The organism is Bacteroides sp. 2_2_4, from assembly GCF_000157055.1.
GTDB lineage: Bacteria > Bacteroidota > Bacteroidia > Bacteroidales > Bacteroidaceae > Bacteroides > Bacteroides ovatus.
In genome coordinates this window covers 282,849-306,190 of the sequence record NZ_EQ973360.1, presented here as the reverse complement: position 1 = coordinate 306,190, position 23,342 = coordinate 282,849, and the positions used below count along the sequence as shown (strand labels likewise).

Here is a 23,342-nt window from a genome sequence, read left to right as displayed (position 1 = left end):
ATTTTCACTAAACCGGTTAAGTGATTGAAGAAAAAATGTAAAATCATGACTAGGGTAATGAACATGGCAGGACAAGTGTTTCTACTTCTCTTTTTTCGGTCGAATTTTCCAAGCGATATTTGATATCGCCAAGTAGAATCCTTACGGCATTCTTACCGATCTCTTCTATTGGCATTCTTGCGATGTTCATATTAGGTGCTAAGACACGGAATGCTGATACTCCATGAATACAAGCCAATTCATATCCTTTATTTATATTGATTCCTTTTTCATAAAAGTAACGGAATGCTTCCAGAGCCAAAATATGGGTTGTGAAGAAGAACCCATCTACATCAGGTACTTTGCTGAATATTTGATCAAGAGTCTTGAAAACATTCTTCTCATAATCAACAAAGGTCACCTCTCCATATAGATCAGGATCAACGGGTAGGTTGGCTTCAATTAAAGCTCTTGCATACCCTTCTCGTCTCATATTCATTGTGCGGAGATGAGGATTCGTGGTAATAATAGCTATTTTAGATGATCCGTTATCGATCATTTTCTTTACTAACTCGTAGCTACTGCCTTCATTGTCAATAATGATGTAGTTTGTCTGCATCTCAGGAAAGTAGCGGTCAAATAAGACTAATGGATAGCCTTCTTTGACTAGATTCTGTATTTCAATTTTAGAAACTTTTGTGGGGGCTACTATAATTCCATCCACCTGTTTCGCTTTGAATAACCGGATCATTCTGTTTTCTCTTTCTATTTCAGATTCAGAGCTACAAATCATTAATGAATAGCCTTGTGTTTCCGCTTCCTTTTCTATAGAACGGGCAACTTTGGAGTAAAAAGAGTCTGTAATATCCGGTATGATTAATCCGATTGTGCCTGATATACCCGTATTTAGGCTTCTGGCTAATAAATTAGGCTGGTAATTCAACTGTTTGGCGCATTGAAAGACTTTTTCTTGTGTAGCAAGACTAATACCTTTTTCATCCCCCTTACCAGAAAGTACCCAAGAGATTGTTGTCTTGGATAATTTTAAGGTTTCTGCTATGTCTTTAAGGGATGTTTTCATAAACAGTATCTATTTAATCGGTTAAGTGATGGCAAATATATGAAAAAATATCTCATTATATAATAGTTGAGTAATATTTAACTAAATATTATTTTTTGATATAATAATTTGCAATTTAAAAATAACATAGAAATAAGGTGTAAACCAAAGAAAGTAACTATATTTGTATCATTCAAACGAAAGATATATGAAAGTAAAGAAAATTAGTGCGGCTAACGTGGAGGCTTGTTCGCTTCCTAAACTATTCGATGAAGAAAAAATAGATTTTCAGTCGATTCAGTGTGTCAATTGGGCTGAATATCCTTACAAACCTAAAGTGAATTTTCGAATTGCTCACACACAGAACTCGATTTTGCTACATTTTAAAGTGAAAGAGGAGAGTGTACGTGCCAAGTATGGAAAAGATAACGGTTCTGTATGGACTGACTCCTGCGTGGAATTCTTTTCCATACCTGCAGGCGACGGGATCTATTATAATATAGAATGCAATTGCATCGGAACTATTCTGGTGGGTGCCGGACCTGTGCGTAACAACCGCGAACATGCACCGAAAGAGGTGACTGCTCTTGTACAACGCTGGTCTAGTCTGGGTAATCAGCCTTTTGCTGAACGCATCGGTGAAACGGACTGGGAAGTGGCCCTTATTATTCCGTATTCTGTGTTCTTTAAGCACCAGATTGATTCGCTCGACGGAAAGGAGATAAAAGCTAATTTCTATAAATGTGGCGATGAATTGCAGACCCCTCATTTCCTTTCATGGAATCCGATACAGATTGAACAGCCGGATTTCCACCGCCCTGATTTCTTCGGAACGTTGGAGTTTGAATAGTGAATTGAATCTTTGAATTTGAATATAAAAAAGAAGGTTGATACTTTTTCAAGTATCAACCTTCTTTATATGGACTCACTTTGTTTATTTCACAATCCCTCTTTCCGAGTTCTTCACGAAATTTACAATATTCTCGATCTCCTCACTCATAGGAACCTGATCGATGATCTTCTGTACAGCATCCTGAACGCTAAAATTACCCTGATAAATCAAACGGTATGCATTAGCGATGTGACGAAGGATTCTTTCCGATGTATTGTGATGTTGAGAAAGAACTACGGCGTTTACACCGTGATATGCTACCGGATTTCCTGACATGATAACGTACGGAGGTACATCTTTAGATATACGGCATCCGCTCTGTATCAGTGTCCAGCTACCTATATGGCAATACTGGTGCAAGGTGACATTTCCACTTAGGATAACGCAATCATCCAACGTACATTCTCCTGCAATAGTGGTGCCGATACCTACCACACAGTTATTGTTGATTTGTACGTCATGGCAAAGATGTACTTTATCCATCAGGTAGTTTCCGTTTCCGATTTTGGTAGCATTGCCGGCAAATGTAGCGCGGCTGATTACTACATTCTCACGAATATCGTTATTATCTCCGATAATCAGGCTGCTTTCTTCTCCAGTATAGTGGAAATCTTGTGGTTCCGCTCCGAGGACAGCATTCTGATGTACCTTGTTTCCTTTTCCCATTTTAGTACCTTGCAGGATACTAGCGTAAGACATGATGACGCAATCATCCCCGATCTCTACATTCTTTTCAATGTAGGCAAAAGGCAGAACGGTTACATTCTTGCCCAGCTTTGCTTCGGGATCTACGTAAGCTAACGGACTAATCATAATAGTATAAGTTTAAAGTTATTCTTCTCTTCCACCACCCAGTGCCTGGTAAAGGCTTACTACAGCCTGCATCCGATCAAAGCAATCAGAAACCTGTGAAATTTGTGCGCTCAAGTAAGCCTGCTGTGCAGACAATACTTCCAGGTAGGTTGAAGTCCCTAAGTTAAACAATTCTTTTGTATCTTCCGAAGCTTTTTTGGCAGATTCTACTTGCATTTGACGAGATTCTACCTTTTCACTCGTCTTTTGGTATAAACTTAGCGCATTGCTGACTTCACTACCGGCATTCAACAAGGCCTGCTGGAAAGATAATTTCGCTTGTTCTTCCTGCGCTTTGGCAGCTTTCAGACGAGCAATGTTTTGTCCCCGGTAGAACAAAGGCTGTGTCAGCGAACCAATGGCAGAAGCCAACAACTTACCCGGATTTATAATCGCACTTCCGGCGCTGTTTGTCCATCCCGCAGAGCCGCTGAGCGTGATTTGCGGATAGAATGAAGCACGTGCCGAATTTGTATTGTAATAACAACTTGCCAATGACATTTCGGCTGCTTTCACGTCCGGGCGGTTGGATAGCAATTGAATAGGTATACCTGCGGAAAGTTCCGTTGGAAGTACTTGTGTTTCCAATACACCATGTTTGATGGCATGAGGAGCTTCTCCGAGGAAAGTGGACAGGGCATTTTCTGTCTCACGGATGCTTTGTTCAATGTCGGGAATAGTGGCAAGTACTTGCGCATAGGCAGCCTTGCTCTGTTCTACGCCTGCCGAATTGATATTGTACATAGCAGAGTTTTTCATTGCTTCCATTGTCTCGGCATTCTTTTTCAGAATTTCAGCCGTGGCTTTGGTTATTTCCAGTTGGCGGTCCAACATCATTAATGTATAATACATATTGGCGATGTTAGAGACAACTTGTGTTTGTACTGCCTGGCGGTAAGCTTTCATTTGCTTCAGTGTAACTTGCGCATTTCGTTTCGAGTTCAGCAACTGACCGAATAAATCGATTTGCCAACTGGCTGTGACAGGTAATGAATAAGTTTTTGTAGCTGCATTCTTGTCAAAGCTGCTGATCGTTCCTTGCGGAGACAATCCTAATGACGGGGCATAAGCCAGGCGTGCCGACATGAGGGATGCTTCTGCTGCTTTCACATTTTGAGCGGCGGACAAGAGGTCCGTATTTTGTTTCAGTCCCGTTTCGATGAGAGACTGGAGTTGCGGGTCGGTGAAGACTTCTCTCCACGGCAGATTACCGAAGTTGGCTGTATCCGAAACCAGTGTATCATTATCCGCTACCGGATCGCGATACAGGCCGGAAGTAGTGATGTCTTCGGGTCTGTCATACGACTTATAGATGTGGCAGCTGCTCAAGAGAGCAGTTGCGCACAACATATATAGAATCTGTTTCTTCATATCGAATTTCATTATTTAGCGTATTGTTCAATCTCTGTTACGGCATCTGTATTGTCGATATCTTCCCATTCCATCGGTTTAACTTTCTCTTGCAGATACTGGAAGATAACAAACAAGACAGGAACGATGAAAATTTGGCAAATCATACCGATTAACATACCACCGATAGAAGCAGTACCTAGTGTACGGTTACCGTGGGCACCTACACCGAAGGCAAACATCAACGGAAGCAAACCGACTACCATAGCCAATGATGTCATCAAAATCGGGCGGAGACGGGCACCGGCACCCAATACAGCTGCCCAAGTGATACTCATACCCATCTTACGACGGTCGAGGGCGAACTCTACAATCAGGATGGCGTTCTTCGCCAACAGACCCATCAACATGATTAACGCGATCTGCATATAGATATTGTTGGACATCGTACCCAGAATCATCTTCAATGCCGAAATATTACCGATAGCACTTACACCGTTCACAAACAGGAAGCTGCCTAACAGACCGAACGGAACGGATAACAATACAGCCAGCGGAAGAATGTAACTTTCGTACTGTGCACTCAACAATAAGTAAACGAATACGAAACAGAGCACAAAAATCAGTCCGGTAGCACTTCCGCTACTTTGAGCCTCTTCACGCGCCATACCTCCTAATTCATACGTATAACCGGTAGGCAGGTTTTCTTGGGCAACCTGGGCGAGGGCAGTCAATGCCTGACCGGATGTATAACCACTTGCCGGAGCTACCATTACTTTCATAGAGGTATAAAGGTTGAAACGGCTGATAATATCCGGACCATATACTTTCTCCACAGAGATGAACTGGGCAATCGGGGCCATCTCACCTGCACTATTACGCACCTTGATATTCTTCAAAGATTCCAAGTTTTTGCGTGACAATGGATCTGATTGAATCATAACACGATACATCTTACCGAAACGGTTGAAGTTGGATGCATACAAACCTCCGTAATATCCTTGCATGGTAGTGAGGATATCGCTCGGGCTGATACCTGCTTTTTTACAAGCTGCTGCATCGATGTCGATCATGTATTGCGGGAAATTCGGGTTGAAGGAAGTTTTTGCCGAATTGATTTCCGGACGTGCTTCCAGTGCTGCCGTATAATCATTAACCACATCGAAGAATTTGTTCAGGTCACCACCGGTCTTATCTTGCATATTTACCTCAATATCCGTAGATGCCGAGTAACCCGGGATCATAGGAGGAGCGAAGAACAATACCTGTGCTTCTTTGATAATCTTTTGTGCACGCATATATAAGGAACCGACTACAACGTCTGAATTCTGTATCATAGAACGTTCGTCCCAGTTTTTCAGTTTGATGATGAAAGAACCGTATGACGGTCCCTGGCCACCGATAAAGCTGAATCCGGAAATCATGGTACGTGACAATACCGCAGGATCGGAAGCAATCAAACTGTCTACACGTGCCAGGATTTTTTCAGAACGGTCTTGGGAAGTACCCGGAGGCAATGTCACTGCTCCCATCAGCGTTCCGGTATCTTCATTAGGCACCATACCTGTCGGAGTGGTGTTCATGAAGAATACAAGTATCGCAATGGAAGCGACAACTAATCCCATAGACAACCATTTCTTCTGGATAAAGAACAGTACTCGTTTCTTATAACGTTTCAGGATTGATTCGTATGTATCGTTGAATCTGTTTTTAAACTTCTTCGTACTCATTCCGATCAGTGCCAGAATACTAAGCACTACGAAAATTGCAGTAACTATCGGATTGATACTGAACAAACCAAAGATCATGCCGAGAATGGCAATAAGCGTGAAAGTAAGTGTAATTCCCGGATGCAACATCTTTCCGATAGCCTCGGTATATCTGTTGATCATGGTTGTATGGGCTGCCGTATAGGCTACTTTCATACGTTCTTTCAATGTGGAGTCTTCCGTAGTTCCATCTTCTTTTTTGTGAGGTTTCAGAAGAACAGCGCACAAAGCCGGACTCAAAGTCAATGCGTTCAATGCGGACAGACCGATAGCGATTGCCATAGTCATACCGAACTGACGATAGAATGTTCCTGCTGTACCTCCCATGAAACTTACCGGAACGAATACGGCCATCATGACCAGCGTAATAGATACGATAGCACCACCCAATTCATTCATAGCATCGATAGAAGCCAGACGCGCAGATGTATAACCTTGGTCAAGCTTGGCATGCACACCCTCGACGACCACAATCGCATCGTCGACCACAATCGCGATAGCAAGCACGAGCGCACATAACGTCAACAAGTTCAAACTGAATCCTACCAGGGACAGGATGAAGAAAGTACCGATCAGAGCTACCGGAATGGCGATAGTCGGAATCAATGTGGAACGTAAATCCTGCAAGAAGATATACACTACGATAAACACCAGGATAAATGCTTCGATCAACGTCTTCAACACTTCATGGATAGAAGCGAAAAGGAAGTCGTTGGCATTCATGGAGATGTTCAGCTTCAATCCGGTAGGCAACGTTTTTGATGCTTCATCCAGCAATGCTTCAATATCACTGATGGTCTGTGTCGCATTGGTTCCTGCCATCTGGTATACGATACAAGTCACAGACTTGTGTCCGTCTACCCGGTTGGTAAAGTTATATCCCAAGCGGTCCAGCTGAATTTCTGCTATATCTTTCAGACGGAGTACTTCACCGTCAGGAAGAGATTTGATAACGATATTTTCAAACTCTTCAGGCTGTTGCAAGCGTCCTTTATAACGGATGGTGTATTGGAAAGTCTGGTTACTGCGTTCACCGAACTGTCCTGGAGCAGCTTCGACATTCTGTTCTGCCAGAGCAGCGGAAACATCACCGGGAACGAGCTTGTATTGTGCCATGACGTCCGGTCGTAACCAGATACGCATAGAATAATCCTGACCCAAAACGTTGGCGTCACCCACACCCGGTACACGTTGTACTTGAGGAATCAAGTTGATCTTAGCATAGTTTTCAATAAACGATTCGCTATATGTATCTGTCTCGTCATAGAGAGAGAATACTACCAGCATGGAAGTCTGGCGTTTTTGAGTGGTTACACCGACTTTAGTTACTTCGGCCGGCAACAGACCTTGTGCCATAGAAACACGGTTTTGTACATTGACGGCGGCCATGTCCGGGTCTGTTCCTTGTTTGAAATATATGGATATCTCACCGGAACCCGTGTTTGACGCAGTTGAGGTCATATACATCATGTTTTCTACACCGTTGATTTGTTCCTCCAACGGAGCAATCACGGAATTCAATACGGTCGATGCACTGGCTCCCGTATAGGTGGCTCTTACCGAAACGGTAGGAGGCGCGATGTCCGGATACTGCGTGATAGGCAGTGTCGCCAATCCGATAGCCCCCAGGATGACTATCAGGATAGAAATAACGGTTGATAGTACCGGACGGTTAATAAATCTATCTAATTTCATAATGATTATCTGATTATTAGTTGAAGGCTGTGGCTAAATTACCGTCGTGTTGGTCTTTCAAATGTTGTTGATAGTTTGCTTCTTTTTGCGCCGGTGTGATAGGCTGAACCTTCTGGCCATCTTTCAGGTTTTGTACTCCTTCGATTACGATTTTATCTCCTGAATTCAAACCGGAAGTAACCAAGTACTCTTTTCCGTTATCCAGATTGAAGATTTTGATTTCTGTATATTTTACCGTGCTGTCCGGTTGCAAAACATAAACGAACTTCTTATCCTGGATTTCTACTGTTGCAGACTGTGGTATAGTGATAACATTCTCCATGGTATAAGGAATCAGAACGTTTGCAGTACCTCCGCTACGCAATACATGTTCCTTATTCGGGAAGATAGCACGGATACTTACCGAACCGGTAGATTGGTCGATAACCCCTGTGATAGCATCTACTTTACCCTCTATATCGTATGTGGAACCATCAATTAATTGCAGTTTGATAGTCGGTATTTTGCTGATTTCTTCTTTGATAGTGCTACCGGACTTGGTCATTGCCAGCAATTCCTTTTCTGTCATTGAGAAGTATACATATACTTCGTCAATCTCGGAAACAGTAGTCATCGGCGTAGCGATAGAAGGGCTTACCAATGCTCCTACACGATAAGGGATATTGTTGATAACGCCATCTGACGGACTTTTAACTTGTGTGAATGACAAGTTCTGTTGAGCAGTGGTCAGTTGCGCTTTTGCTTGTGCCAACTGGGCTTTAGTCTGTGCCAAGGAGTTTTCTGCCATTGCCAGGTCATAGTCACTGATGATTTGCTTTTTGTTCAACTCTTTCTTATTGTCATACGTCATCTGTTGAGTACTCACTGCTGCTTCTGCTGTAGCTACGGCTGCTTTGGCAGTACGTACAGCTGCTTCGTATTGAGTCGGATCAACAATGAACAACACTTGTCCTTTACGTACAGCTGCTCCTTCGTCTACACAGAGTTTCGTGATGAAGCCCGATACTTGGGGGCGGATTTCTACATCTTGTTTTCCTTTAATTGTAGCCGGATAGGCAGTTGTTAAATTAGCAGTCGTTTTTTGTAACTCTTGTACTGCATATTCAGGAACCTTTCCTGTGTCATTGCCCTTATTGCCACAACTAGACAAGAGGGCTACGCAAAATGCAAATAAAACAATTCTACTTTTCATACTTATAAATATCTGTTTTTTAATTTAATGCGTTTGTTTCCAGTGTGCTGTTCATCTATATAGATAAGGGGGTTAAGGAAGAAAAACCGGAAACTAAATTAGATAATTTAGTTTCCGGTTGCAAAAGTACTTTAAATTCGGTATTCTTGTTCTCTGATACCGTGTTTTTTAACTATGTTTTTTACTTTATTTTATGATATACAGGAGTCATAATAAAACTTAACTCATAATCCTGATAAGGAAGACGATATTTTTCCAGTGGGATAGCTCCCCAACTGTTGACACAGGCAAGTCCGGTTTGCGCCTTGTCGATACAGAAGTTGGTGAAGTCTGCCTTTTCTACTTCCGGTGAGTGACGCTGGTCTTTGCCGTCGCCGTCATCCAATGACTCGATGGTGTAATTCAGGGCAGAAGCGGAGAAAGGAGCACTCGATACGAATTGCAGTCCGTTGCCACTGATGTTCAGAAGTCTCCACCAGCGGATATCCGTTTTTGTTCCGGTTTCCTGCGGGCGGATGTAAGGATAGAATTGTTCTTCCACCGTCTGGCGATATTTTCCTAACATGGCCGCGTGGTTGCGGTCGGCATAGTTTTCTCCCGGACCACGGCCGTAATATTCTATCTCGTTGAAGTTGACCGGCATACGCATTTGCATACCGAAACGGAACATGTCAGAAACTTTCTTGCTCTTGTCTGCCGCCATCTTTTGGGTAACTTTCACTGCTCCCTTGTTGTTAATGGTGTAAGTCAGTGATAATGTTCCGCCAATCGACTTCATGTCATATTCGGCACGAACCACTGCCTGATCGTTTTCAATAGCATGTTTCAGAGAAGTCAGTTTCAGTTCCGGATTCTTCCAGGCAGCATATTTGCGTTGCAGTCCGGCTCCGAAGTCATTGTCGGTCGGTGCACGCCAGAAGTTAGGAGTCAGTGCGCTGCCATCTTCCATCAGTTGCATGCCGTTGACGTCGTAACGGCAGAGGTAACCATTGTGTTTGTTGAAATCCATAGAGAAGTTTTCACCTTTTACAATCAGGAAGTTGCGGTCGTTGTCCAAAATGGTGGGCACGATGACCGGAAGGTTAGAGGCTTGTTGGTTTTCCAGTTTCAGTTCCGGTGCTTTGTAGTCACGGATGCTTAGTTGGTCGTAAGCGATGGTGGTTCCGGCCGGCAGCAGTGTTTCGGCGGCTTTCAGTTTGTAGCTCACGTTGAGTAGCAGTTCTTTGCAAGGACAGATGTTCTTTGTGTCAAATGGAATTTGCACTTTCACAGTTTGTTGGGGCGCTACTTTCAGGTCGGATACGATGCCTGTTTGCACTACTTCTCCGTTTGCCAGTAATTGCCATTCCATGTAATAAGCAGATAAGTCGCGGAAGAAATACTCGTTGAAGATGTTGATTTCGCCTTTGGCAAGATCAGCAGGAGTCGTCCATATATCCTGATAGAAATAAGCTACTTCGTATGCATGCGGATTGGGTACGCGGTCGGGGCTAATCAAACCGTTGTCGTTGAAGTTATTATCCGAAGCGTCGTATTTGTTGAAGTCGCCGCCATAGCCGTAGATGCTTACTCCGTCTTTGTTTTTCCAGTGGCAGGACTGGTCTACGAAGTCCCAGATAAATCCGCCCTGATATTTCGGATATTTACGGATGATGTCCCAGTATTCTTTGAATCCGCCTTCGGAGTTACCCATAGCGTGCGCGTATTCACATTGGATTAACGGCTTTTGGATATTGCCTTCGCTATATTTGATACAAGCGTCGTAGTCATAGTACATCGGGCAGAAAATATCGGTGAATTCGCTGGTTCCTGCTTGTTCGTACTGTACGGCACGTGTCTTGTCTTCATTTTTAATCCAAGTGTAGCATTTCTCAAAGTTTGGTCCCATGCCGGCTTCATTACCCAATGACCAGAAGATGATGGACGGATGGTTGTAACCACGTTGTACGTTGCGTTGGTTGCGTTCCATGTGAGCTTTGGCGTAGATTGGGTTCTTTGCCAGTGTCTGGTCGCCGTAGCCCATTCCGTGAGATTCTACGTTTGCCTCGGCTACTACATACAGACCGTATTGGTCGCACAGGTCATACCAACGGTTGTCGTCCGGGTAATGGCAGGTACGCACGGCGTTGATATTGAGTTCTTTCATCACTTTGATATCCTGCAACATACGTTCGGTAGAAACCACATAACCGCCGTCCGGGTCCATTTCGTGACGGTCGGCTCCTTTGAAGAGTACCGGTTGTCCGTTTACGAGTATCTGTCCGCCTTTCAATTCAATCTTGCGGAAACCTACTTTAACAGGGATTACTTCTACTACGTTGTTGCCGTTTTTCAGTGTAGCGGTCAGCGTGTAGAGATTAGGCGTTTCAGCAGTCCATTTCGCCGGATTGGAGACGGATAGAGTCGTGTTTAATTTTCCCGAACCTTTCAGGTCGGCAGTCGCTACGCTGTTGCCTTGAGCATCTGTCAAGTCTAAAGCTACTGTGCCGCTTCCTTTCAGGTCAACGGATATATTCAATGTACCGTCTTTATATTGGCTGTCCAAATCGGGAGTAATGCGAATGTCCTGGATGTATTTCTTGTCGCGTGCGTAAAGATAACAGTCGCGTCCTACGCCCGAGTAGCGGAAGAAGTCCTGATCTTCCAGGTAACTACCGTCGCACCAGCGGAAAACTTGAAAGGCGATGACGTTCTTACCCGGTTTCAGGTAGTTAGTCAGATTGAATTCAGCTTCCAGTTTGCTGTCTTCGCTATATCCTACGTAGCGTCCGTTCACCCAAAGGTACATATTGGACGTTACCGAGCCGAAATGTGCGAAAATTTCTTTGCCTTTCCAGTCGGCAGGAAGGATGATTTCTTTGCGGTAAGAGCCTACGTGGTTGTTTTCTGTCGGCACTAGCGGAGGGTTGTTTTTGAATTGACTTCTCCAGGCATATCCTACGTTGACATAGATAGGGTCACCGTAGCCGTTCAACTCCCAAACGCCGGGAACTTGAAGGTCATCCCAACCTTTGTCGTTGAAATTAGTCTGATAAAAGTCGGTTGGGCGTGCGTCTGCGTGTCTTACCCAGTTGAATTTCCAAAGACCGTTCAAGGTCATGAAATTTGTGGAATTTTCTTTAATGCCGGCTTTAGCTTCATCAGCCGATGCGAAAGCAAAGTAATTAGTGTGCATAGCGGAGCGGTTTACGGAATTCACTTCCGGGTCTTTCCACTCGTTGAAGCTTTGTGCTTGAATTGCTGTCAGTCCCAATGCAGCCAAGCAGCAAGAGAGTAGTTGTTTCTTCATGGGTTTTTTGTATTAGGTTTGAATTTCTGGAGTCAAAGATAGGGAATAATTTGATTAATAAAGGAGAATAATAAGTCTAATAGGTATGTCAATAGTTCAATTTTAATTTATTTATGAACTATTCAATGGAGTCTGGTAATGGTATGTGAAGTTGGCATAGATTTATGATGAAAGAAGAACTTGGTAAATTAACTTTTTGAGTATCACCTCTCGAGTATGGTAAAGTAAAGAAGAAACGATGAATAGGCTGTATTTTTCTAGCGTGACATCCTGATACTATGAGTAATACAGCTAATTTTAATGCTTTTTATTTCTTGTTTTGTACTATTTTGTCCCTTTTTAGTATGATAATTGTATCTTAAAAACTATTACATTCACTTAATTTGCGGCGAGTGTTTTTAACAAACCTATTTCAAATTCTTAAATTTATTATTATGAACAAACTAACGAGACTAAAAAGATGCAAGAGGTGCATTAGTACGTTAATGCTTATGTGTTGTTCGCTCTTGGCATGGGCGCAAAATACAGTAACGGGAACTGTATTGGATGAATCCAACTTAGAGGTGATTGGTGCCAATGTAAAGGAAAAAGGCACGGCTAACGGTGCTATTACTGACATGAATGGTGTTTTCCATTTAAAAGTAAGCAATCTTCAAAAAGCAGTTCTGCAAATTTCGTTCATGGGATATGAACCTCAAGAAGTGCCATTAAATGGACGCAAACAACTGAAAATTATTTTAAAAGAAACGGCCAATGAACTTCAGGAAGTTACAGTTGTGGCCTATGGTACACAAAAGAAAGAAACTCTGACAGGAGCTATTTCTGCTGTAAACAATGAAGCGTTGATACGTTCGCCGAATGCAAGTGTGGCCAATTCGCTGGCGGGCCAGATTACAGGACTTTCATCCGTTCAGACTAGCGGTCAGCCGGGGCAGGAGGACCCTAAGGTATTTATTCGCGGAGTGGGTTCCTTAACAGAAAGTGCTTCCTCTCCTTTGATTTTGGTGGATGGTATAGAACGTTCGTTTTATCAAATGGACCCGAATGAAATAGAGAGCGTGACGGTTCTGAAAGACGCTTCTGCTACTGCCGTGTTCGGTGTGCGTGGTGCAAATGGCGTAATTTTGGTGACTACACGTCGTGGTAAAGAAGGTAAAGCGAAAATCTCAGTGAATTCTTCAGTTGGTATCCAGATGCCTACCCGAATGCTTAAAATGGCAGATAGCTATACGTATGCTACTTTGAGAAATGAGATTATAACAAATGATAAGCCAAATGCTACCGAGAACGATTTGGTGTTTAATAATTATGCAGTTGAACGGTTCAGATTGAATGATGAACCTATTATGTACCCCAGTATCGACTGGAGAAAGTACCTGCTTAATAAAACATCTGTGCAAACGCAGCATAACCTTAATATTTCCGGAGGAACAAAGGATATACGTTACTTCATATCTTTAGGTTTCTTATATCAGAATGGCTTGCTGAAACAGTTTGAAGGAGTGGGGTATGATAATAATTATAAATACAAAAGATATAATTATCGCGCGAATTTAGACTTTAATGTAACTAAGACTACCACGCTGAAGATCGGTATCGGCGGGATTGTAGGTAACCGAAATGAGCCGATGATTAATGATGCGACTAATTCGATTTGGACACTGATTAATCAGACAACTCCGTTCAGTAGTCCGGGTGTGATTGACGGACAACTCATAGTTACCCCTGAAGAACGTTTTGATAATAAAATCAATCTGGGCAATAGTGCTTTGCCTAAGTGTTATGGGACAGGTTACTCAACAGCTATTAATAATACGATGAATCTGGACCTTCTGTTGAATCAGAAGTTAGACTTCATAACCAAAGGGTTGTCGGCGGAAATAAAAGGTGCTTATAATACGAGTTATGGCTTTACCAAAAAACGTAAAGGGCAAGTGGAACAATTTATGCCTTTCTATCAATCTTCTTTGGAAGATCCGTCACTTGGTTATGATTCGCCGGATTTCAACAAGAATATTGTTTATAAGATCAAAGGAGAAAATAAGAACTTGCAATATGAGGAAACTTCTTCGCGGGCACGAGACTGGTATCTGGAAGCAAGCTTGAGATATAACCGTAAGTTTGGTTTTCATAATGTCGGGGGATTGTTCTTGTACAATCAGAGTAAGAAATACTATCCCGCTCAGTGGGTGGGAGTACCGTCTGCTTACATCGGTTTTGTAGGCCGTCTGACGTATGATTACAAATCTCGTTATATGGCAGAAGTTAACTTCGGTTATAATGGTTCTGAGAATTTTGCTCCGGGTAAGAGATTCGGTGCGTTTCCTGCCGGTTCCATCGGTTATATCCTGTCGGAAGAGGCCTTCATGAAAAAACAGAAGGTGGTTGATTATCTGAAATTCCGTGCTTCTGTCGGCTTGGTCGGAAATGACAATCTTGGAAATAACCGCTTCTTGTTCCTGCCGGATTCTTATGATGTGAATCTGAGCGGAGTAGACGGGTGGAATAACAATAAGTATGGATTCAACTTTGGTTATAACAGCAAGGCGTTAATTCTGGGTGCATTGGAGAAGCGTCTGGGCAATCCGAACGTGACTTGGGAAACTGCGCTGAAACAGAACTATGGATTGGACGTTCATTTCTTGAAGAGCCGTCTGAAAATCTCTTTGGACTATTTCCTCGAAGAACGTAAGGATATTCTCATCAATCGTAAGACAGTACCTTTATTAACGGGATTGACTTCATCTATTCTACCTGCTGTAAATATGGGTAAAGTGAAAAACCGTGGATATGAGGTAGAAGTGAGGTGGAATGACAAGATCGGGCAGGTTCAGTATAATGTTCAGGCAAACGTTTCCTATTCAAAGAATAAGATTATTTTCCAAGACGAAGTTGAGCCTAATGAACCTTATATGTGGCGGACAGGAAATCCGGTCGGAACACTCTTCGGGTATGTGGCGGACGGTTTCTATACAGAAGCGGACTTCGGAGAGAACGGCAAACTGGTGGCAGGTCTGCCCGATCCGGGTGTGTCTGTGAAGCCGGGTGATGTGAAATACCGGGATTTGAACGGTGATGAGGAAATTACTTCCGACGACCAGACTATTATTGGAAACCCGACTCGTCCGGCTTATACATTCGGATTGAATTATGGTATCAATTACAAAGGCTTTTTCCTGACGATGAACTGGACTGGTGCTGCACAACGCTCTTTGTTGCTGGACGGAGCTTTCAGAGAACCTTTTGGTAATGGTAAAATCCGTGGTTTGATGCAGTTCCATGCAGATACGCGCTGGACACCGGAAACAGCTAATACAGCTACTACACCGCGGTTTACAGAGACAAATGCAGTCTATAATATGCGTTCCTCCTCTTTGTGGGTGCGAGACGGTTCTTATTTGAAGCTGAAGAATGTGACAATAGGATATAACTTCACAGATAAGAAGATGTTGAAGAAACTGGGTATCCAGCAGTTAGGCATAAAACTGACAGGCTATAATCTGCTGACTTTTGATAAGTTTGACATCATGGACCCTGAATGTAATCCGAATAATGCGGATTCTTACCCTATCATTAAAATATATAATTTAGGTATTAATCTAACCTTTTAATAGTGCTGACAATGAAAAACTATAAAAAATATATAGGTTGTCTTTCTCTCTCTGTATTGACACTGATAGGGTGCGAAGACCTTAAATTTGGAGAGAAATTTCTGGATAAGCCGATAAGTAACGAACAGAATATCGATTCTGTTTTTAACAAAAAGGTATATGCTGAGCAGGCACTGGCGGAAACTTATCATTCCCTGCCGGATTATCTGCCGATGCAAGGACGTCTGGGATATGGCGTTCTGGAAATGCTAACCGATCTGGGTGACTGGACGAAAAAGGGAGCGCCTAAATTCTATACAGGAACAGTGGACGGAACAAATACATATCTGGAACATCTTCCATATCGGTTGGATGTCGCCAATACTACGATAGGAGTAGGGCCGGTTTATGGTATTCGAAGAGCCTACATTTACATTGAGAATGTGGATAGAGTGCCGGATATGACTGCGGATGAGAAAGCGATAGGAAAAGCGGAAGCGCAAGTAATCATTGCCTATCATTATTCTCAAATGCTCCGTTATTATGGTGGTATGCCGTGGATAGACCATGCATATACGGCAGAAGATGCGATGAAATTTCCTCGTATGACAGTAGAAGAAACCGTACAGAAGATTGTTGGATTACTGGATGCAGCGGCCTCTGTACTGCCTTGGCAGGTGAATGCAGATAATGACGGACGAATGACGGCTGCTTCTGCTTTAGCGTTAAAGTCCAGAGTGCTTCAGTTTGTGGCGAGTCCTTTATTTAATGCTGAAAAGCCCTATCTGGAAGGAGATGCTTCGTCTCAGTTCCTTACTTGGTATGGCAACTATTCACCGGACAGGTGGCAGAAGGCGTTGGATGCCGGATTAGAATTTATGCGGGCTAATAAAAAGAACTCAGACGCTTATCAACTGGTGAATACAGGTAATCCCCGCGATGATTTTGCAGCAGGATATTTCAATCGCCATAACGGTGAAGTCTTGATTTCTTCTAGAAGATTCACCACTTATGCTACGGGAAAGACACCGTTCGCCCAGGTACGTTATGGAGTTGCTTCTCCTACACTGACCTATGTCGATATGTTTCAGATGAAAGACGGGACAGAATTCGACTGGAACAATCCTGATCATAAAAAATTCCCCTTCTTTGATAAGGACGGAAATCCGAGAAGAGACATCCGCTTATATGAAACGGTTGCTGTGAATGGAGATAAGTTTAGGGGCGCCCAGAAAGTGCAAATTTACGAAGGAGCCACCCAGGCGCCTTATAAAGACGGACGAATGAGTTACAATGGGGTTGCCATGAGAAAATTCATACGGAACTTCAATGACGAAGTGAATGGTAAATTTTATTCTTGTCCGTTGATCCGTCTTCCGGAGGTTTATTTGAATATGGCCGAAGCGATGAACGAATTGAATAAGGCGGAAGTCCGTGATGAGTTTGGTAATACGGCTTATGATTATCTGAATAAAACCAGACTGCGTGCGGGTATGCCTGCGATTTCGGCAACAGATGTTCCGGCCGGCAAACCGTTGCGTGAAGCAATATTACGCGAAAGAGCCATTGAATTCGGCTATGAAGAAGTACGTTATTTCGATCTGGTACGTTGGAAACGCTCAGATATATTTACCGGACAATTGTCACGTCTGATTATTAAAAAAGCGGCCGGTGAGCCAAGCGGCTTTTCTTATACCGTATCTCATGCAATGGCGGAAACGCGTCAGTATGCAAAACCTGAAAAGTGGAACGACAAGTATTTCCTGTTGCCTCTGCCTATAGATGAGATAAACAAGAAATATGGATTGATTCAGAATCCGGGTTGGTAATAATCAAATCGTTGAACAATAAGAAGAATGATTATGAATAAATCACTTTATATCGTAGCTTTCTCGTTGGCGTTTGCCACTACGGGTATAGCGCAAAATAATGAAGGACAAGATAAGGTAATCGATCTGGGCACACAGACGACCACCGAATTACGGAAGACACAGGCTGTCTCTACCATTTATTCGAATGAATTAGATAAAAATGCCGCCACTAGTCCTTACAATGCCATTTATGGCTTGTTGCCGGGATTGAGTGTGATGCAGAACACTAGTTGGGGCACAGATAAATCTCGTCTCAATGTGCGGGGACGCGGTTCTTTGAATGGAGATACACCTTTATTTGTAGTAGATGGTTTTGCACGCCCTCTCGAATATATCAACCTTTCGGAAATAGAATCAATATCTGTTTTGAAAGACGGTGCTGCTACTGCTCTTTGGGGAGGCAGAGGCGCCAACGGAGTGGTATTGATAACTACCAAACGCGGTATATATAGCCAGAAGGATATAAAAGTAGACTATAAGTTTGGTTTAGGCTTCCCTGTTAATCAGCCGGAATTTGCCGATGCTTATACCTATGCCAAAGCCCGTAATGAAGCATTGAGATATGATGGCTTGCAACCGGACATGGATGAAGCTTCTTTCCTGTCCGGAGGCAATAGCGATCTTTATCCGAATGTGGACTGGCAGAAAGAAGCGTTACGCAATCATACAACCAGTCATCAACTGGACATCACTTTCCGCGGAGGTGGCAAGCGGCTTCGTTATTTCAGTGTCCTCAATTACAAAAACGATATGGGACTGCTGAATAGCAAGTACACTGATTATACAGATCGCTATAACTCCCAGATGAAGAAATACTTCCTCAATCTTCGCATGAATCTGGATGTGGATATTACGGACGCGACAAAATTGAAATTGAGTATGCTCGGTATGCTGCGAGAGACCAAGCGTCCCACCACGTCGGAAGCTACTTTGTTTGAACAGATTTTCAACACCCCGTCCGCCGCATTTCCCGTGCAGACACAGAATGGATTCTGGGGCAGTAACAATGTGCTGAAAACAAACCCGATAGCCAATCTGGCGGACGTAGGTTATTATAAACTGAATCAGCGTATGTTGCAGGCGGATTTGCGGTTGGTGCAGGATTTGTCTGTATTGACTCGCGGGTTGAGTGTGGAACTCGCTATTGCTTATGATAATAATGCGACCTATCAGGAAACAGCCAAGAAAAGTTTTATGTACCAGACCATTGAAAAAGGCACAGACGGAGAACCGATTTACACGAATTACGGAAATCCTAACGATGAACTGGAAATCAGCAACAAAGGATTGGCCAATCAATACATACATGCCAATTTTGAAGCGAAGGTCAATTATCACCGGACATGGGATAAACATGATTTTACGGCCAGTGCTATGTTTCGTCAAGAATCAATGACGTTGACAGGGGCTAATAACAGTCGTTACCGTCAATACATCATCGGAACCGCAGGTTATAATTTTGACAACCGTTATATGGTGGATATCGTAGCCAACTGTTTTGGAAGTAGCGTATTGGGGAAGAACGATAAGTATCGTGCATATCCCGCCATTTCTGCCGCCTGGATACTTTCGAACGAGAATTTCATGAAAGAAATTTCCGCTTTTGACTATCTGAAACTTCGTGCTTCTTACGGACGCTCCGGATATGATATTTATGATTATGACATGGATAAGCAATATTGGGTAGGAAGCGGTGCTTACTATTTTCAGGCCGGAAATACTTCTGCCGGAAGTAGCCTGAAGGAAGGAGTGTTGGCAATGGAACAACTGGATCTGGAAGTTGCGGATAAATATAATATCGGTTTGGATATGAGCCTGTTCAAGGGACTGACTTTTTCTATTGACGGTTTTTATGACAAGCGCACTAATATCCTGATTGACGGAAGTGGGCTGATCTCATCGGCAATCGGGGTTACTATTCCGCAGATGAATGCAGGAAAGGTGGAAACAAAAGGAACGGAACTCTCTGCCATGTGGAAAAAGGAATACAAGGACTTCAACTATTATATCGGAGCCAACTTCTCCTATGCCAAAAGTAAAGTCGTAGAAAATGGTGAGGGATATCAGCCGTATGGCTATTTGTCTAAAAAAGGTTACCCTGTCGGGCAGTGTTTTGGCTGGGAGGCTATCGGTTATTTCAGAGATGAGGCGGACATAAAGAGCAGTCCGGTGCAGAAATTCTCGGAAGTACGTCCAGGTGATGTCAAGTACAGGGATCTGAATGGCGATAACGTGATTGACAACAATGACCAGAAGGCGATAGGATATTCCACTGCCATACCGGAGATTTATTATGGCATTAATTTGGGATTTGAATATAAAGGTTTCGGCGTGGATGCTCTGTTTCAAGGAGTAGCCCATTATAGTGTGATGTTGAACACTGCCAGCGTATACTGGCCGTTGAGAAACAACACGAATATTTCCAACTGGTATCTGAATGACAGAATCCGCTGGACGGAAGAAACGAAAGACATCGCAAATGTCCCCCGTCTGACCACGCTGGATAATGCCAATAACTTCAGAAACAGTACACAGTGGTTGGAAAACGGGAGCTATTTCAAACTTCGTAACCTGAATGTCTACTATAACCTTCCTTCCTCTTGGGCGAAGAAAGTGAAAATGGAGAAGATTCAGGTGTATGCGAGAGCTAACAATCTTTTTTCGCTCGATCATGTGAAGTATATGAACTGTGAAGATCTGAAAATCAATTATCCGGATATGACTTCTGTTTATTTCGGGTTGAATATTAACTTCTAAAATGTGAGATGACCATGAGAAAATATATCCTATTATATACAGGTTTGCTATTATCCGTATCGGGGTGTAGCTTGCTCGAATTGGACGAATCGACAGGCTTGGACAGGGAAGAGGCCTATTCCTACTTTAGCAATGTGAAAGGTTTGGCTACCTACGTTTATAGCCAGTTGCCCGGAGATCTCGGAGTGCTCGACGGGGCTTTGAGGGAGTCTGCAACGGATAATTCTGTTTATGTCTGGAGTGATAATAGTGTTCACGACTTTTATAACAATGCCTGGAGTCCCAACAATGCAGTCGATAATATGTGGTCGAAGTGCTATGGAGCTATCCGTTCCGTCAATTCATTTCTTGAAAACTATTCACAGGAAAAACTGGAGCGTTTCCGCTGGAACGACACGTATGAAGAAGACATTGCCAAAGCTACCATGTATCGTGAAGAATTACGGGTGTTGCGAGCTTTTTATCTGTTCGAACTGGCTAAACGATACGGTGATATTCCACTTTTGACACGTACGTATGCTTTGGATGAAATCAACGGCGTGGAAAAGACTTCTTTCAATGAAGTGATAAAATATATCTGTGACGAATGTAGTGACGCGGCCAAAACTCTGCCTGTCAGTCATCAGGACTTTTGGGCGGAGACGGGACGTGTGACCAAAGGTACAGCGTTGGCATTGAAATCCCGTGCTCTTCTTTATGCGGCGAGTTTGTTGCATAATCCCGCACAGGATGCCGATAAATGGAAAGCGGCTGCCGATGCGGCTTATGCTATCATAAAAGAGAACTGGTACAGTTTGCCGAAGACGAATGTAGATCCTTTGTATGACAAGAATGGTGGAAACGATGTATTGAAATCTCCGCAATTAATTTTTGAACGTAGAAATGGGGAAAGCTTTGATTTTGAAGCTAACAATTTGCCTATCAGTTATGAAAAGGGGAAAACAGGCAACGTGCCCACCCAGAACCTGGTGGATGCCTTCCAGATGACTAATGGAAAAGACTTTGACTGGGAACAGATTACACCGGGGCAGAATCCGTATGAAGGCAGAGACCCAAGATTCTATAAAACGGTGCTTTGCAATGGCGATACATGGATGAACTCGACCATCCAGTCTTATGAAGGAGGAAAAGACGGTGCCGGAACAACCGGAGCGACTACCACAGGTTATTATTTGAAGAAGTATATGAATGAGACTGTTTCTCTAGCTCCTTCCAATGAGAAAAAGAAACCGCACCATTTCATCATATTCCGTTATGCGGAAATTCTCCTGAACTATGCGGAAGCAATGGATGCCTGGAAAGACGCTGATTATACGGATAATGACCATCCGTTGTCTGCACGTGCGGCACTGAATCAGGTGCGTGCTGCTGCTGATATGCCTGCCATTACAACAAGCGGCGACGCGTTTACTGAAAGCGTCCGTCGTGAAAGACGAGTGGAACTTGCGTTCGAAGACCATAGGTTCTGGGATATCCGCCGTTGGAAAATCGGTGATAAAACCAAAGCTATTTATTGCATCAAGATCACTATGGAAAACGGCTTGCCTGTTTATAAGAAAGAATTGCTTGAAACACGTAACTGGGATGATAAGATGTACTTATATCCTATACCACAGACTGAATATTATAAGAATCCTAATTTAGGTCAAAATACAGGCTGGTAACTATGACTAAGCGAACCCTAAAAGTTTTTGTCTAACTTTTAGGGTTCATTTTTATGGGAAGAAGTCCTTTTCTATGTGTGGTCCCTTGTTCCAGTTTTATGCTGCAGGATCCGGGGCCTCACCGCTACCGCCTTCGTCCGGATTTTCCGGTTTATTTCCCCCTCCATTTCCGGAAGAGGTGCCGCCGTTTCCTTCCGTCTTGTAGATACTTACATTATCCAGCATATCCTTAAATTTATATCCCGGAGTAAATACAATTTTCACCCGACGAACGGTATCGGCATCTACATCTTTTTCTTCATTCTGACTTTTACAGTTCATGCCCGGACGGAAACATCCGAAATCGCCTAATTGTACAGACAATCCTTTGTTGAGATTGGTGTTCAATGTATCAATCAGTGCGTCAATCACGTGTTTCACTGCGCCTTCGGGAATCATACCGAACATGGATACTTCCTTGCATAAATCTCTGAAATTTACCGTATTGGTAATTACATTCTGTGCTACATACTTTTCAGTCTTTGTTTTGTCAAAGCCGAAAACTCTTTTCTTGACAACATACTTTAATGCCATAGTCTTTCTTCTTTTAATAGTTAGTTAATCTGTTTTATTGTTGTTTTGTGATCACGATGCAAAGATATGGTTTCCGAAATTCATGACCAAGCTGAAAAAGAATTGTGCGTTAATAAATTAGTTAATAAGTAGAATGCTGCTGTATTGGGGAATTTTATGTAAAAAAAAGATTCGGAAGAAAGGTAGAAAAAGAGGATGCCGATCAAGATATTGGGGTATCAAGTGTGGGGAAGGCATCCTCTTCGAAGATAGAACGAAAGGACTACTTGCACAAGCAATCTTTTTCGCTTTGTTGTCTATCTTCTATATATACTGGTAAGGGTTATGATTCTGAATTATTCCGTATCTTCTTTGGTTCGCAGGCTGACTAACTCTGTCCACTTGCTTATACTTAAGTCGAACCCTCCTTTCTCCAGATGTTGGAGGGCGGTTCTAAAATGTCGTATTACTTTTTCTGTATCATTGGTTGTTTTATACTCAAGCTCTCCAAGTGCATATTCAAGACGTGCCATTTGGATGTAATCTAATAAGGTATAGTTTTCGTCAACGGATAAAGTTGAAAGATAGTTCAACAAGTCGAATGCTTTTTCTCGTTCTTCATCTGATAAGTTGGAGATGGGGCGGCGCGCGATAGGGTGCTGCATTACTAGAATAATGTTTTCTTTCAGGTCATCGTACATATCTTTGTTATGTTTGTCGCATCATTTCCCTGTGGTGCGCGGTTTAAAAAAGAGAGCGTGGGAAACTACCAACTGTACGCCAACCATAGGCTCGGCAAAGACCCTCCGCGACATAAGTGATAGTCCCAC

The 23,342-nt window shown here is 43.0% G+C and carries 13 protein-coding genes; 5 read left to right on the top strand and 8 right to left on the bottom strand.

Annotation, left to right across the window (positions count from 1 at the left end; all coding sequences use genetic code 11):
* Positions 1-49 precede the first annotated feature (49 nt).
* Entirely contained in the window at positions 50-1,060 is a 1,011-nt protein-coding gene (locus BSCG_RS13485) for a LacI family DNA-binding transcriptional regulator (protein WP_008023950.1), read from the bottom strand.
* A 187-nt stretch (positions 1,061-1,247) separates the two neighbouring features.
* Between BSCG_RS13485 and BSCG_RS13490 the strand changes: the two genes are divergently transcribed.
* On the top strand, positions 1,248-1,889 hold the full coding sequence (locus tag BSCG_RS13490; protein WP_004310385.1) for a carbohydrate-binding family 9-like protein: 642 nt from the start codon (positions 1,248-1,250) through the stop codon (positions 1,887-1,889).
* An 84-nt stretch (positions 1,890-1,973) separates the two neighbouring features.
* Here the strand turns inward: BSCG_RS13490 and lpxA are convergent, their stop codons facing one another.
* The 5 genes from lpxA to BSCG_RS13515 form a co-directional block, all read right to left on the bottom strand.
* Positions 1,974-2,744 carry an acyl-ACP--UDP-N-acetylglucosamine O-acyltransferase gene (gene lpxA, locus BSCG_RS13495; protein ID WP_008023953.1) on the bottom strand — a complete coding sequence of 257 codons (771 nt, stop codon included), beginning with the start codon at positions 2,742-2,744 and terminating at the stop codon, positions 1,974-1,976.
* An 18-nt stretch (positions 2,745-2,762) separates the two neighbouring features.
* Positions 2,763-4,154 (bottom strand): TolC family protein, encoded by a 1,392-nt coding sequence (locus tag BSCG_RS13500; protein WP_008776105.1) that lies wholly within the window; start codon positions 4,152-4,154, stop codon positions 2,763-2,765.
* Positions 4,155-4,165: 11 nt separating this feature from the next.
* The gene (locus tag BSCG_RS13505; RefSeq protein WP_008776104.1) at positions 4,166-7,597 is read right to left on the bottom strand and encodes an efflux RND transporter permease subunit; all 3,432 of its coding nucleotides are present in this window, start codon (positions 7,595-7,597) and stop codon (positions 4,166-4,168) included.
* A gap of 16 nt (positions 7,598-7,613) precedes the next feature.
* Positions 7,614-8,789, bottom strand: coding sequence for an efflux RND transporter periplasmic adaptor subunit (locus BSCG_RS13510; RefSeq protein ID WP_008776103.1), 1,176 nt, complete (start codon positions 8,787-8,789; stop codon positions 7,614-7,616).
* A 181-nt stretch (positions 8,790-8,970) separates the two neighbouring features.
* Positions 8,971-12,078: a glycoside hydrolase family 2 TIM barrel-domain containing protein gene (locus BSCG_RS13515; RefSeq protein WP_008776102.1), complete on the bottom strand. Its 3,108-nt coding sequence runs from the start codon at positions 12,076-12,078 to the stop codon at positions 8,971-8,973.
* A 485-nt stretch (positions 12,079-12,563) separates the two neighbouring features.
* Here BSCG_RS13515 and BSCG_RS13520 point away from each other — a divergent pair, with 485 nt between their 5' ends.
* From BSCG_RS13520 to BSCG_RS13535, 4 genes are read left to right on the top strand one after another with little or no spacing between them, the layout of a single operon-like run.
* Complete coding sequence (locus BSCG_RS13520; protein WP_008776101.1) at positions 12,564-15,689, top strand: SusC/RagA family TonB-linked outer membrane protein; 3,126 nt, start codon at positions 12,564-12,566, stop codon at positions 15,687-15,689.
* An 11-nt stretch (positions 15,690-15,700) separates the two neighbouring features.
* On the top strand, positions 15,701-17,497 hold the full coding sequence (locus tag BSCG_RS13525) for a RagB/SusD family nutrient uptake outer membrane protein (protein ID WP_008776100.1): 1,797 nt from the start codon (positions 15,701-15,703) through the stop codon (positions 17,495-17,497).
* A 27-nt stretch (positions 17,498-17,524) separates the two neighbouring features.
* Complete coding sequence (locus tag BSCG_RS13530) at positions 17,525-20,296, top strand: SusC/RagA family TonB-linked outer membrane protein (protein ID WP_008776099.1); 2,772 nt, start codon at positions 17,525-17,527, stop codon at positions 20,294-20,296.
* Between the two features lie 8 nt (positions 20,297-20,304).
* Complete coding sequence (locus tag BSCG_RS13535) at positions 20,305-21,960, top strand: RagB/SusD family nutrient uptake outer membrane protein (RefSeq protein ID WP_004310401.1); 1,656 nt, start codon at positions 20,305-20,307, stop codon at positions 21,958-21,960.
* A 96-nt stretch (positions 21,961-22,056) separates the two neighbouring features.
* Here BSCG_RS13535 and BSCG_RS13540 read toward each other — a convergent pair whose 3' ends face one another.
* Both BSCG_RS13540 and BSCG_RS13550 read right to left on the bottom strand, forming a co-directional pair.
* Positions 22,057-22,533 carry an HU family DNA-binding protein gene (locus BSCG_RS13540; RefSeq protein WP_004310403.1) on the bottom strand — a complete coding sequence of 159 codons (477 nt, stop codon included), beginning with the start codon at positions 22,531-22,533 and terminating at the stop codon, positions 22,057-22,059.
* 335 nt (positions 22,534-22,868) lie between these two features.
* Entirely contained in the window at positions 22,869-23,213 is a 345-nt protein-coding gene (locus tag BSCG_RS13550) for a hypothetical protein (RefSeq protein WP_004307475.1), read from the bottom strand.
* Between the last annotated feature and the right edge of the window lie 129 nt (positions 23,214-23,342).

Coding starts and splice junctions, on each gene's coding strand:
- BSCG_RS13490 (WP_004310385.1), top strand. CDS start 1,248: ATGAAAGTAAAGAAAATTAGTGCGGCTAACGTGGAGGCTTGTTCGCTT.
- BSCG_RS13530 (WP_008776099.1), top strand. CDS start 17,525: ATGATTATGAATAAATCACTTTATATCGTAGCTTTCTCGTTGGCGTTT.
- BSCG_RS13515 (WP_008776102.1), bottom strand. CDS start 12,078: ATGAAGAAACAACTACTCTCTTGCTGCTTGGCTGCATTGGGACTGACA.
- BSCG_RS13535 (WP_004310401.1), top strand. CDS start 20,305: ATGACCATGAGAAAATATATCCTATTATATACAGGTTTGCTATTATCC.
- BSCG_RS13520 (WP_008776101.1), top strand. CDS start 12,564: ATGCTTATGTGTTGTTCGCTCTTGGCATGGGCGCAAAATACAGTAACG.
- BSCG_RS13510 (WP_008776103.1), bottom strand. CDS start 8,789: ATGAAAAGTAGAATTGTTTTATTTGCATTTTGCGTAGCCCTCTTGTCT.
- BSCG_RS13525 (WP_008776100.1), top strand. CDS start 15,701: ATGAAAAACTATAAAAAATATATAGGTTGTCTTTCTCTCTCTGTATTG.
- lpxA (WP_008023953.1), bottom strand. CDS start 2,744: ATGATTAGTCCGTTAGCTTACGTAGATCCCGAAGCAAAGCTGGGCAAG.
- BSCG_RS13505 (WP_008776104.1), bottom strand. CDS start 7,597: ATGAAATTAGATAGATTTATTAACCGTCCGGTACTATCAACCGTTATT.
- BSCG_RS13550 (WP_004307475.1), bottom strand. CDS start 23,213: ATGTACGATGACCTGAAAGAAAACATTATTCTAGTAATGCAGCACCCT.
- BSCG_RS13485 (WP_008023950.1), bottom strand. CDS start 1,060: ATGAAAACATCCCTTAAAGACATAGCAGAAACCTTAAAATTATCCAAG.
- BSCG_RS13500 (WP_008776105.1), bottom strand. CDS start 4,154: ATGAAGAAACAGATTCTATATATGTTGTGCGCAACTGCTCTCTTGAGC.
- BSCG_RS13540 (WP_004310403.1), bottom strand. CDS start 22,533: ATGGCATTAAAGTATGTTGTCAAGAAAAGAGTTTTCGGCTTTGACAAA.